This is a genomic window from Flavobacterium tibetense, from assembly GCF_003293845.1.
In the GTDB taxonomy this organism is placed as follows: Bacteria; Bacteroidota; Bacteroidia; order Flavobacteriales; family Flavobacteriaceae; genus Flavobacterium; species Flavobacterium tibetense.
On sequence record NZ_QLST01000020.1, the window covers coordinates 1 to 13,260 of the forward strand.

Below are 13,260 nucleotides of genomic sequence, written 5' to 3' on the forward strand. Positions count from 1 at the left end.
AAAAAAGCCCTAAAATTTTTCAATTTCAGGGCTTTGGTAATCTAATTTGGTTAACTTAAATAACTATCTTACTTCTTAACAATTAAGAATTCACTTCGTCTGTTTTGTGCGTGTTCCTCTTCTGTACACTTGGTGCAGTTCACTTTTGGCTCACTCTCTCCAAATCCTTGTCCAGAAATACGCTCTTTTGCAATGCCTTTCGAGATAATGTACTGAACAGTAGCTTTTGCTCTTCGATCCGATAAATTCATGTTGTATTTATCACTTCCTCTGTTATCGGTGTGGGATTTAGCAAATATGACCATCTCTGGATACTCGTTCATTACCATCACTAACTTGTTTAACTCCTCAGCTCCTTGCGCCGTGATGTTGCTCTTGTTGAACTCAAAGAATATCGGTGCTAAAATCACTTCCTTCTCTGTTATAACTGGCATAATTGGATTCATCAAAATCTCAATTGTCGTCTCGCCTCCTTCTGATTCTTGCATAGTAGCTATTGCATTCTCAAATCCTGTCTTTGTTGCTTGGAAGTTATATACCATTTCGCAATTCAATCCGAAATTTGTAGTTCCCATTTCAGTTGTAGTTTGTGTAGCCGCAAGTACATTTTTAGCGTCCATTGCGCTAACTGTTGCACCTTCTATCAAAGCACCTGTTTTTGCGTTTTTAGTAACCACCAAAGCGTTTACACCACAAACTGGTATAGCCACGTAAATATTGTCTACTCCTGCTCTATTACTTGAAAAGAAGGCTACTTTCTTGCTCTTATTGAACGTAAATGAAAAATCATCTTTCTCTGTATTTACTGGAGCTCCAATGTTAGTTGCTTCAGTTGGTTTGTTCATATCTACTTTATAGATATCAAAACCTCCAAAGCCTTGTCTGGCATCTGAAGTAAAGTACAATACATTGTCATCCGCAATAAATGGAAAACTCTCGTTTCCTTCTGTATTGATGTTCTTTCCTAAGTTCTCTGGTGTACCGTATGTATCGCCATCTACACTTACTTTCCAAATGTCTTCTCCACCTAATCCCCCTGGCATATCCGATGAAAAATAAAGCGTTTTCCCGTCTTTGCTAATACTTGGGTTTCTTACCGAGTACGACTTATTATTCATTGGAAGTGGTTTTACACTAGTCCACTTATCGCCCTCTTTGGTAGCTTTATACAAGTAGATTCTTCCTTTTTTTATAGTTTGCTCCGTGGTAGTTGTTTTTCCTTTTTCAAATTCCTTCTCATTGAAACTCTCACTTCCAAAGTACATCGTGTTTCCATCGCTAGAAATAGCTACGGGCCCGTCATGCCATTTGGTATTTACATCACTTAGTGGTGTAGCTTCGCTAATGGTTTTGTTTTCATTGAACGTAGCTTTATAAATATCCAAATATGGCTCTTCGTTCCATCCGTGTGTTCTGCGAGATGTGTTTCTTGCACTTGTGAAATAAATCGTGTTATCGTTAGCTAATACCGCTCCAAAATCACTCTTATCGCTACTGATATCTGATGGGGTAATATCAAATAACTTCGCCTGTGATTTAACCGCTGCAAGATAATTTGGATTCGATTTGAATGCTTTGGCTCTTTGGTCATTAGGCGCTAAGGTGGCAAACTGCTCCATTTGCTTGTTAGCTTCTTGGTAGTTACCTTCTGCTTTAAGCATTTGGGCATATTTATAATACGTTTCTGCCTCTTGCTTTTCTTCTACAAGTTTTGAAAACCACTTTACAGCTTCTTTGGTATTAAAAATATTGTAATAACTCTCTGCTAATTGTTTTACTACATACGTATCTGCATCGCCTTTATCGGCTAATTTTAAATACTCTTGAGCGGCTTCAACATATTCGTAGCGCTCAAATAACTTATCCGCTACTCGGGTTTGTTTGTTTTGTCCCTGTGCTAAACTAACAGCTAAAACAAAACTTAAACTTAAATATATATTCTTCATTTTTTTTGTGCTATTAGGTTAGAAAAATCTCGGTGAACTTGATACCTTTTTCGGGAAGTTTACATCAAACAACAAGATAATCTCGTGCGAAGAAGGTGTAGTTACTTTTAAATCCGATACAATATGATCATAGGCATAACCAATACGTAAATTAGGTAATACCGCATAATTAACCATAGCGCCAAAACTATCATCTAAACGGTAAGTTGCACCAATCTCAAACTTCTCGTTGAATAAAAAGTTCGTAGATAAATCTAACGATGCTGGAACATTAAAGGCTGACTTTAACATGAAAAAGGGTTTAAATTTCACGTTCTCTGTTACATCAAAAACATAGCCTCCAGTTAAAAAATAATGACTCGTCTCCGATCCAAACTCGTACTCATCTCCATTTTGACGAATGTCCAAATGCTTTGACTTTAACATATTGGGAACCGAAAATCCTAAATAATACTTATCCGTATAATAGAAAAATCCTGAACCAATATTAAAATAAGTATTGTTTATGTTTTCTTGAAAAGCCGGATCATTGGGCTGTGGCAACGTATTGTAAATATCACTAAACAACCCCACTTTATGAAACGTAAGTCCTGCTTTTAATCCAAAAGCTAACTTATGCTCGCCTCCTAAATTAATCGTGTACGAAAAATCCCCGTAAACATTGTTCTCCTCTACAGGACCAATCTTATCCGATATAACACTCAATCCCAATCCAACATTCTTGCCAACTGCAGAATGACCAAAAAAGGTAGCTGTCGTAGGCGCATCCTCGATCTCAACCCACTGCTTTCTATATAACAATCCCATCGATAAATTCTCCTTACTACCAGCATACGCCGGATTCATAATACTCATATTATACATGTACTGCGTATAATGGGGATCCTGTTGTGCTTGAACACTTGCTGAAAAGACAAGTAGCGTAAAAACTATAAAAAATAGTTGTTTCATTGTTTTGTTTTATTTTCTATTTATAAATTATATTCACTCGATTTTCATCGAGTGAATACATAATTATTGTGCTCTATTAATATATAACCAACCAGTTTTAGCCTCGGTATCTAAGGTAATCACATAATAGTAAGTACCGGTAGGAAGTTCATTTCCGTTGTTAGTCTTACCTTCAAACTCAGAAGTATAATTAGATCTACTATAAACTTCAACACCATAACGGTTAAAAATTTGAACCTTTCTAGCGTTCAAACCAGAAATATCCCAAGTATCATTTAATCCATCGCCATTTGGAGAAATTCCTTTTGGTATAGAACACGTAACATTATCAATAGTTATAAACTCAGTTGTAGTACAACCATCAACTGTAACATCAACTTGATAAGTTCCAACTGAAGAAACAACAACAGCTGCAGCGCTACCAATCAAAGTTGACCCATTATACCATTCATAAGTTGCCGAACTAGAAGTTGTAGAAGCTACTATTTCATAACTTGAACCATTACAACCTGAAGACAAAGCAACAATTGGTGAAGATGGTACCGCATCTGTAATTATATTACTTGAAGCATTAGAAACACAACCAGAAACAACATCTCTAACAATAATTGTATAGAATGAACTTGGAACTAATCCTGAAAATGATGTGCTTGTTTGATAACTCACACCATTATTAATGCTATACTCTAAGTTAGCACCAATTGGTGATACAACCAAAATTGTAGCTGTCGGTGTAGCACATGACGGTTGAGTTACAGTTACTGTTGGAACTGCTGGTGTTGGTAACATCGCTGCTATAACAAATGATGCAGAATCTGCCGAAGCACAACTTCCATTACTTGCTGAAACTACATAATTCGTTCCAATTGTCATGTTCGAAATTAATCCCGTACCATCAACTGTCGGCCCTACTGGTGTAAACACATACGTTAATCCACCTACATAATTCGTAATAGTAGCAAATCCATCCGCTGAACACGTTGGTGCTGTTACATCAACTGTTGGAACTGCTGGAACTGTAAGCTGGGCTAAATTCGTAAACGATGTTGAAGCTGCTGATGTACATGTCCCATTACCTGCTGTAACCGTATAACTCGTACCAACTGTCATTCCTGAAATCATTCCAGTACCATCAACTGTTGGTCCTGCTGGAGTGAACATATAAGTTGTTCCTCCTACATAATTTGATATTTGACTAAATCCATCCGCTGAACACGTTGGCGCTGTTGTAGTAATTGTTGGAACTGCTGGTGTTGGTAACATCGCAGCTATAACAAATGATGCAGAATCTGCAGAAGCACAACTTCCATTGCTTGCTGAAACTACATAATTCGTTCCAATAGTCATATTCGAAATTAATCCCGTACCATCAACTATTGGTCCTGCAGGAGTAAACACATACGTTAATCCGCCTACATAATTTGTAATTGTTGCAAATCCATCCGCTGAACACGTTGGTGCTGTTACATCAACTGTTGGAACTGCTGGAACTGTAAGCTGGGCTAAATTCGTAAACGATGTTGAAGCTGCTGATGTACATGTCCCATTACCTGCTGTAACCGTATAACTCGTACCAACTGTCATTCCTGAAATCATTCCAGTACCATCAACTGTTGGTCCTGCTGGAGTGAACACATAAGTTGTTCCTCCTACATAATTTGATATTTGACTAAATCCATCCGCTGAACACGTTGGCGCTGTTGTAGTAATTGTTGGAACTGCTGGTGTTGGTAACATCCCAGCTATAACAAATGAAGCAGAATCCGCAGATGCACAACTTCCATTGCTTGCTGAAACTACATAATTCGTTCCAATTGCCATGTTCGAAATTAATCCCGTACCATCAACTATTGGTCCTGCAGGAGTAAACACATACGTTAATCCACCTACATAATTCGTAATAGTAGCAAATCCATCCGCTGAACACGTTGGTGCTGTTACATCAACTGTTGGAACTGCTGGAACTGTAAGCTGGGCTAAATTCGTAAACGATGTTGAAGCTGCTGATGTACATGTCCCATTACCTGCTGTAACCGTATAACTCGTACCAACTGTCATTCCTGAAATCATTCCAGTACCATCAACTGTTGGTCCTGCTGGAGTGAACACATAAATTGTTCCTCCAACATAATTTGATATTTGACTAAATCCATCCGCTGAACACGTTGGCGCTGTTGTAGTAATTGTTGGAACTGCTGGTGTTGGTAACATCGCTGCTATAACAAATGATGCAGAATCTGCCGAAGCACAACTTCCATTACTTGCTGAAACTACATAATTCGTTCCAATTGTCATGTTCGAAATTAATCCCGTACCATCAACTGTCGGCCCTACTGGTGTAAACACATACGTTAATCCACCTACATAATTCGTAATAGTAGCAAAGCCATCTGCTGAACACGTTGGAGCTGTTGTATTAATTGTTGGAACTGCTGGGCTTAAAGGCGCTACATAATTAGCAGATGCCGCACAATCACTAGTATCAGAAAAAGATGCAGAAACTGTACAATTAGCTCCATTAGCAGTTAACCCTGGTAATGAATAAGCTATTGGGGATGTGAATGGCGCATTAAATACTTGGCTACCTCCACAATTGTTAGTTACTGTCATTGTTCCAGTAGCTGGTGGATTACTAAAAGTAACCTCACCAGAGAGCGTATACAAACCTGGAGTTGTACAAGTAGGATTAGCAGTAATACCACAAGTTGTTACTAAATCACATGGAGAACCTCCAATAGGAGTTAAAACATAAGAATAACCACATGCATCACCTGCAAATCCGTCTACCATAAGGTAAGCACATTCTCCTGCTGCTAAAGTAATATTTGGAGAAACCCAAGTATCACCTGTATAAGTTGGATTAGGCGCTTGAGCCAACCAAGTTAAAGCACCTGGGGTGCCCGTAAAAATCGCCATTTGAAGACCGCTATTTAAACCAGACAACGCACATGCACCTACCGTAAATGTTACTTGCCAAGTACCTGCAGTTGCTGCACAGAATGAAAACCATGAGTCATTATTTACAACAAAAGGAACATCAGCACCAGGTTGCGCACCACATGCTGGACAAGTAGTTCCTAAATTATTATCTAAATCTCTAAATCCAACTCCTGAACCACTAGGAAAGTAACCTCCTTGGGTTGTTCCATTAAATACTGTACCACAAGCATCAATTACTGATCCAGTTGCTACAGCATTATTTGAGGCTGGATTATAAATACCTATACAAAATTGATGAGCTCTATCACTACCCCCACCACAATCTTGTCCATTATACTGAATTCTGTAAGTTGCTCCAACTGTTAATCCAGTTAAGGCTTGAAAAACTCCTGGATCACCATTTAGAATCACACAGTCAAAAATTGCAGTTCCCGCTCCTGGCAAACAAGCTGCATTTGGCCCATAAACTGAAACACGAGCAAAACAATTGGTAGTATTTGTTCTAATAACATTTAAAACCATTGTTGTACTAGTTGCTACAAATGAATACCAAACTGTTCGAGGCGTTACACCACCACCACTAGCGGCACAATATTCTCCTCCTTGAGCAGTTGCTGATGCTGTAGTTTGAGAACACAACAAAGGCGCATCAATTGTTAATGCTGTTGCATTAGCACAATTATCGTTTGCTGGTTGAGCAAAACAATTTAATGAAGCTAATAAAACAATAAAAAGTAATTTTATTTTCATTATTCTTTAATTTTAGATTTAGGCAAGATTCTTACTTCTGTGTAAGTATCAAGTTGCAGTATAACAACTTCATTTTCTTTTCTTTTTTGTTCAACCAAACACTTTTCATCATCGGTTAAACGTCGAGGTTTAACATCTGTTGATTCTACTGAACCCTGAATAATGTATACCTCAGTAAGATGAGGTTTGAAATCACAAACTTCTGTTTGTTTTTCATTTTTCGAAACATTGTTTTTAGATTTCTGACTTTTAACTTGTCCAAAAGACAGACACGAAAAAAACAGTAGACAAAACAAACTAAATAATTTTTTTTTCATTACTTTAAATGATTTAATAACTATTACTATCTTTACCAATGAATCACAATTAAAATAACAAATCAAACCCAAATTGTTATTATTGCATACTTTTAATAAAAATTTGTTAAAAATATTGATTTATTTCAATCTGATTAACACAAGCTTAACAAAATCGATGAAATACACAATTTATCGATGATTAACATTAATTTAACACTAAAACAACCTTGAAAGTCTATTTTGCATCCGACCAACACCTTGGAGCTCCTACACAAGAGGAGAGTTTTCCACGTGAACAAAAATTTATTCAATGGCTTGATGAAGTAAAAAAAGATGCCGATGCCATTTTTCTTTTAGGTGATTTGTTCGATTTTTGGTTCGAATACAAAACGGTTGTCCCTAAAGGTTTTATACGAGTTTTAGGGAAATTAGCAGAAATTAGAGATTCTGGAATTCCTATTTACTTTTTTGTAGGTAATCACGATTTATGGATGCATGATTATTTTGAAAAAGAACTCAATATTCCCGTTTATCACGATAATAAAGATTTTACTTTCAATGGAAAAACATTCCTTATTGGTCACGGTGACGGAAAAGGACCAGGCGACATGGGTTACAAACGCATGAAAAAGGTGTTTACCAATCCCTTTTCTAAATGGTTGTTTCGTTGGTTGCATCCTGATATTGGTGTGAAATTAGCCCAATATTTATCGGTTAAAAATAAATTGATTTCAGGTGCTGAAGATGTGAAATTCTTAGGGAAAGAAAATGAATGGTTGTACCAATATTGTCTAAGAAAATTAGAATCGAAACATTACGATTACTTTGTTTTTGGTCACCGCCATTTGCCTTTGGAAATTGAATTGAACGAAAACTCAAAATATATTAACCTTGGCGATTGGATTGGGTATTTTACCTACGGTGTTTTTGATGGTGAAAAAATGGAATTAAAAGTTTACAAAGAAGCCTAAAGTTTACTTTTTAGCCCCCATGGGAACGACATCCTTTTTTTGCTTTATTTCGACTACGCTCAATTTGACAAAGCAAAAAAAAATATAGTGGACAGCGGGAAAATGGACTACAAAAAAACCCAAACCATTCGCTTCAAAAAATTATCGAATGTCTTTTAATCTCAGTTGTAGCGATACCGTTCCGTTGAATTCATTTTCATCTAAGCAATAAACCGCTTCGAAAGGCTTTTGATTAGTAATCAAATCCAATTTATTGCCCAATCCAAATCCGATAGCACCAAAACTTTCCGAATTTTCTTGTTTAATAAACGCTTTCAAATGTTCTTCTTCGGTTCCAATGGCTTTTGCATAGCCAGAATCTTTTAGATTTTTAGAGTAGAAAACCGGTGTCATATTTTCAGGTCCGAATGGTTCAAATTGCTTCAACAAACGTATTAATTTGGGATTGATTTCTGTCAATTCGATTTCAGCGTCATAAGAAATTTCAGGCGTCAACAAATCGGGATGAATAGTATCTTGGACGACTTTTTCGAAGGCACTTTTGAAGTTTTCGTAGTTTTCTTCCAAAAGCGTCATTCCAGCGGCATACATGTGTCCGCCGAATTGTTCCAAATGTTCGGCACACGCTTCCAAAGCATTATACACATCAAAATCTTTCACAGAACGCGCCGAAGCTGCCAATTTTTCACCACTTTTTGTAAAAACTATCGTCGGACGATAATAGTTTTCTACCAATCTTGAAGCTACGATTCCGATAACGCCTTTGTGCCAATTTTCTTGGTAAACGACTGTTGAAAATCGGTTTTGTTCGTTGTTTGCTTCGATTTGAAGTAAGGCTTCTTGTGTGATTTTTTTGTCTAATTCTTTTCTGTCGGAATTATGTTGCTCGATTTCTGAGGCAAATTGCTCGGCTTGGTCTAAATCGTATTCGGTTAATAACGCAACCGCTTCGTTTCCGTGTTTGATTCTTCCTGCTGCATTGATTCTTGGTGCAACGATGAAAACGACATCGGTAATCGTCAAGACTTTTTTCTTTACGTTTTGAATCAAAGCTTTTATTCCTGGTCGTGGATTCGAATTAATAACCTCCAAACCAAATTTAGCCAATACTCTATTCTCGCCAGTAATTGGAACGATATCAGCTGCAATTGCTGTCGCTACTAAATCCAAATACAGTACTAAATCATCAATTGTTTGGTTTCTATTTTCGGCTAAAGCTTGAATCAATTTAAATCCGACACCACAACCGCATAATTCATCATATGGATACGAACAATCGTCGCGTTTTGGATCTAAAACCGCAACGGCATCGGGTAAAATAGCACCTGGTCGATGATGGTCGCAAATAATAAAATCGATGTTTTTTGCTTTGGCATAATTGACATGATCAATCGATTTGATACCACAATCCAAAGCTATAATTAAGGAAATAGCGTTGTCTTCGGCATAGTCAATTCCCATATAGGAAATGCCATAACCTTCTGCATATCTATCGGGAATATACGTGGCAACATTGGGATAAAAACTACGTAAATAACTCGAAACTAAGGAAACAGCGGTTGTTCCATCGACATCGTAATCACCGAAAATCAGAATATTTTCGTTGTTAGCAATAGCGGTTTCAATTCGAGTTACGGCTTTGTCCATATCTTTCATCAGATACGGATTGTGCAAATCAGCTAAAGTGGGACGGAAAAACGTTTTGGCTTGTTCGAAGGTTTCAATACCTCGTTGAACTAAAAGTGTCGCAATAATTTCATCGACTTGAAGTGCTTGCTGAATGGCTTGTACTTTTTCTGGATTTGGCTTAGATTTTGGATTCCAACGCATAGTTTAATTACGAATTAAAAATTATGAATTATTTATTTTGGCTTATATACTTGAATGACAAAGGTATAAATATTTTTGAATTTACTTAATGAAAAAAATTAACCACATAGAAACATAGGTTGATTCTTATCAAAATAGTCGTTACACTTTTTATAGATTAGATAGGCTTTGTGTATTCAGCATGAACTAAAATTAACTTTTTATCTATGTTTCTATGTGGTAAAACCTTTGTAAATTATATTTTATGATAAAAAATTTCCACCTCAACTTTTGCAAACTGACGGAACATTTCCATCACACCACAATATTTTTCTACAGATAAATTCACGGCTTTTTCTAATTTTTTCTCGTCTAAATTATCTCCGTAAAAATGGTAATCTACTTTTACTGTGTGATAGGTTTTTGGATGCTCTTCGGTTAATTCACCTGAAGTTTCAATTTTAAAATCGGTTACTTCTAACTTCATTTTTTCCATTAATGAAGCAACGTCTAAACCAGTACAGCCCGCTAACGCCGACAACATCAACGCTTTTGGACGCAAGCCTTTTCCTTCGCCACCGTTTTCAGGACCAGCATCAATTGAAAAGACATCACCACTTGGGTTAGTGGATTCAAATTGCATGTTACCTTTCCATGTGGTGGTTATGTTGTGTGTTTCCATAGTTTTTAATATTATACCGTTGAACAAATTTTGCAATTAATACTAAATATCTTTGGTATCCATAACGCTACATTAAGAGCAAATAGCAATAATAGAAAACCATTTTTATTTTTCTTAAAAAAAATCAAGTATATAGAAAATGCAAAACTAATTATAGCAACTAAAAGAGTTAATATCTCTAAATAATCTTCATTTGCGGAATGACTATTTGCGGAAATTTGAATATTAGGAATGAGTTCAAAATGAATAATAATATTTGTCATAATAATGACAAAAAGAAACAATCCTATTTTCTTAAAACCCATTATCCTTTCATCTTTATTAATCCCCCCACAACCACAACAATTTCACCTTTAGCCGGTTTCGCTTCAAAGTGTTTTAAAACTTCTTCGGCGGTTCCTCTTATGGTTTCTTCGTGTAATTTGGATAATTCTCGTGAAACAGAAACCGGTCTGTCGGCTCCGAAATACTGTACAAATTCGGCTAAAGTTTTGTTTAATTTGTGTGGCGAAACATAAAAAATCATGGTGCGATATTCTTCTTGTAAGGCTAAAAATCGGGTTTGTCTTCCTTTTTTATCGGGTAAAAATCCCTCGAATACAAATTTATCATTGGGCAAGCCACTATTCACCAAAGCAGGTACAAATGCTGTTGCTCCTGGCAAACATTCCACGGCAATTCCGTTTTCTACACAAGCGCGCGTAAGCAAAAATCCTGGATCAGAAATGGCTGGAGTTCCTGCATCACTGATTAACGCAATGGTTTCGCCGGCTTGTAATCGCTTCACCAAATTTTCAACGGTTTTGTGTTCGTTGTGCATGTGATGGCTGTGCATGTGCGTTGCAATTTCGAAGTGTTTTAGCAATTTTCCGCTGGTTCGCGTGTCTTCTGCTAAAATTAAATCGACTTCTTTCAGTACTTTAATGGCACGAAAAGTCATGTCTTCTAAATTGCCTATTGGCGTTGGAACGATATATAATTTACTCATTTATAAACGATTTGAATAAAAAAAAGAATTTTTACCACATAGACACATAGCAAAACTTAAATTTTAAAAGAATTATATAGAAAATAGATTTCTACACATTAGCTATACGTGCTAAACAAAACTCAAACAAGAAAAACCTATGTTTCTATGTGGTTAAACTAAAAACTCGAATTTCACGAATTAGCACGAATCACCAAAAAGAGTCTGAGACTGAAAACTGTAACTGCAACTGAAAACTAATTAAACTTCTTCTCCACAATCTCTAGAAAACGCGCTTCGTATTCTTCTTTTCCGTTCCAGTTGTCGTAGTCTGGTTTCACGAAATCTTCTATAAAACCTTTAGCTTCTTCAAATGTATCAAAGGTATTTAATTGCGATAACACACGGTTAAAATCATCTGGACTTCCACCAAATAAGCGTTTTTCGAAAGCAATTCTATCGTTCAAACCGATGTTGATTCCTTTGTTCAATCGGTCATTTAATGACATCGATTTTGGCTCTTCTTGAAAAGTGGTTGTTTTTGTTGCTTGAATAGTTTCTGTTCTTTCAATTTTAACTTCTTCTACAACAGTTTTTGTTTCAAAAACAGGTTCTTCTGCTTCTTCTATTGCTTCAAAAGTAAGATCTGCAACTTTTTCCACTTCCGCAGGAACATCTTCTACTTTTACAAATTCAGGTTCTTTGAAATCGGCACCAAAAACATCTTCAAAAGATATTTGTTGCGGTTGAACAGTTTCTTTAACTGGAACTTCTTCAATCACTTCTTCCACAGTTTCTTCAACAACTACATTTGTTTCCTCTTGAACTTCTTCTTGAATTTCCTCTCCAAATTGAACTTGCTCTTGTTCTTGAAATTGAACTTGCTCTTGATCTTGTAAAGCTTCTTCTTGAACCCCAATTTCCTCTTCCAAATCCGTTTCTTCCGAAATCACTTCCTTAACTTCTTCTTCAACTGTTTCGGCAATTACTTCAGCTGAAATTTGAACAGCAACTTCTTCCTGCAAAGGCGTTTCATTGGAAGTAAAAACAGCTAATTTTTCTTCAAAATCAGTTGCAGAAATTTCTTTTTCAACCACTTCAATGTTTTCTTCATAAAAGCGCAAAACAGTCAATTGTTCGTACAATTTCTTCGCTTCTTCTTGTAATTGACGGGTTTCAGAACGATTTTTTAATTTCAATACACGGTGTGCAATGCTAATTAATTCGGCTTCTAACTTTTTCTTCATAACTTTATAGAATAGAATGGAATATATAGTTGGTTTTTTAATAAATTTGTTTCGCTTACAAAAGTAAAAGAAAAAAATAGTAATCGAACGAAATATACAAAATGTTTCTTGAAAATCCCGTAAATCAACACGAACAATTTGGCTGGATAGAAGTCATTTGTGGCTCCATGTTTTCTGGCAAGACCGAAGAACTCATTCGCAGGCTGAAACGCGCCCAATTTGCTAAGCAAAAAGTAGAAATTTTCAAACCGGCTGTCGACACGCGTTATCATGACGAAATGGTGGTTTCGCACGATGCCAATGAAATTCGTTCTACGCCAGTTCCTGTTGCCGAAAATATTAGAATTTTAGCTCAAGGTTGCGATGTGGTGGGAATTGATGAAGCCCAATTTTTCGACGATGAAATTGTTGCCGTTTGTAATGATTTGGCTAACCAAGGAATCCGCGTAATTGTTGCGGGTTTGGATATGGATTTTAAAGGAAATCCTTTCGGACCAATGCCTGCTTTAATGGCAACAGCTGAATATGTAACCAAAGTGCATGCGGTTTGTACAAGAACTGGAAACCTAGCCAATTACAGTTTCAGAAAATCTAGTGATGAAAAATTAGTCATGCTAGGCGAAACGGAAGAATACGAACCTTTGAGTCGTGCCGCTTATTACCGAGCTTTACGAGAAAATAAAGAAGAAAAATAAACA

Annotated in this window: 10 protein-coding genes; 2 read left to right on the forward strand and 8 right to left on the reverse strand. The window is 36.5% G+C overall.

Going from position 1 to position 13,260, the window contains the following annotated elements; translation table 11 throughout:
- Positions 1–68: 68 nt before the first annotated feature.
- The 4 genes from DPN68_RS12190 to DPN68_RS12205 all read right to left on the reverse strand — a co-directional run bounded on the left by DPN68_RS12190 (position 69) and on the right by DPN68_RS12205 (position 6,904).
- The gene (locus DPN68_RS12190) at positions 69–1,946 is read right to left on the reverse strand and encodes an OmpA family protein (RefSeq protein WP_113989853.1); all 1,878 of its coding nucleotides are present in this window, start codon (positions 1,944–1,946) and stop codon (positions 69–71) included.
- Positions 1,947–1,964: 18 nt separating this feature from the next.
- On the reverse strand, positions 1,965–2,897 hold the full coding sequence (locus DPN68_RS12195; RefSeq protein WP_113989924.1) for a PorP/SprF family type IX secretion system membrane protein: 933 nt from the start codon (positions 2,895–2,897) through the stop codon (positions 1,965–1,967).
- A gap of 63 nt (positions 2,898–2,960) precedes the next feature.
- On the reverse strand, positions 2,961–6,587 hold the full coding sequence (locus tag DPN68_RS12200; protein WP_113989925.1) for a gliding motility-associated C-terminal domain-containing protein: 3,627 nt from the start codon (positions 6,585–6,587) through the stop codon (positions 2,961–2,963).
- Complete coding sequence (locus DPN68_RS12205) at positions 6,587–6,904, reverse strand: hypothetical protein (protein WP_133256606.1); 318 nt, start codon at positions 6,902–6,904, stop codon at positions 6,587–6,589. The genes DPN68_RS12200 and DPN68_RS12205 overlap by 1 nt, the downstream gene beginning before the upstream one ends.
- Positions 6,905–7,113: 209 nt before the next feature.
- On the opposite strand from DPN68_RS12205, the gene DPN68_RS12210 reads away from it, so the two are divergent.
- On the forward strand, positions 7,114–7,857 hold the full coding sequence (locus tag DPN68_RS12210) for a UDP-2,3-diacylglucosamine diphosphatase (RefSeq protein WP_113989927.1): 744 nt from the start codon (positions 7,114–7,116) through the stop codon (positions 7,855–7,857).
- A gap of 141 nt (positions 7,858–7,998) precedes the next feature.
- On the opposite strand, the gene recJ is transcribed toward DPN68_RS12210, so the two are convergent.
- The 4 genes from recJ to DPN68_RS12235 all read right to left on the reverse strand — a co-directional run bounded on the left by recJ (position 7,999) and on the right by DPN68_RS12235 (position 12,562).
- Entirely contained in the window at positions 7,999–9,687 is a 1,689-nt protein-coding gene (recJ, locus tag DPN68_RS12215) for a single-stranded-DNA-specific exonuclease RecJ (protein WP_113989928.1), read from the reverse strand.
- A gap of 235 nt (positions 9,688–9,922) precedes the next feature.
- A complete protein-coding gene (locus DPN68_RS12220; protein WP_113989929.1) occupies positions 9,923–10,348 on the reverse strand; it encodes an OsmC family protein in 426 nt (141 codons plus the stop codon).
- Between the two features lie 304 nt (positions 10,349–10,652).
- Entirely contained in the window at positions 10,653–11,336 is a 684-nt protein-coding gene (rsmI, locus tag DPN68_RS12230; protein ID WP_113989931.1) for a 16S rRNA (cytidine(1402)-2'-O)-methyltransferase, read from the reverse strand.
- Positions 11,337–11,572: 236 nt separating this feature from the next.
- Positions 11,573–12,562: a hypothetical protein gene (locus DPN68_RS12235; protein ID WP_113989932.1), complete on the reverse strand. Its 990-nt coding sequence runs from the start codon at positions 12,560–12,562 to the stop codon at positions 11,573–11,575.
- Positions 12,563–12,663: 101 nt separating this feature from the next.
- Here DPN68_RS12235 and DPN68_RS12240 point away from each other — a divergent pair, with 101 nt between their 5' ends.
- Entirely contained in the window at positions 12,664–13,257 is a 594-nt protein-coding gene (locus DPN68_RS12240; protein ID WP_113989933.1) for a thymidine kinase, read from the forward strand.
- Positions 13,258–13,260: the final 3 nt, after the last annotated feature.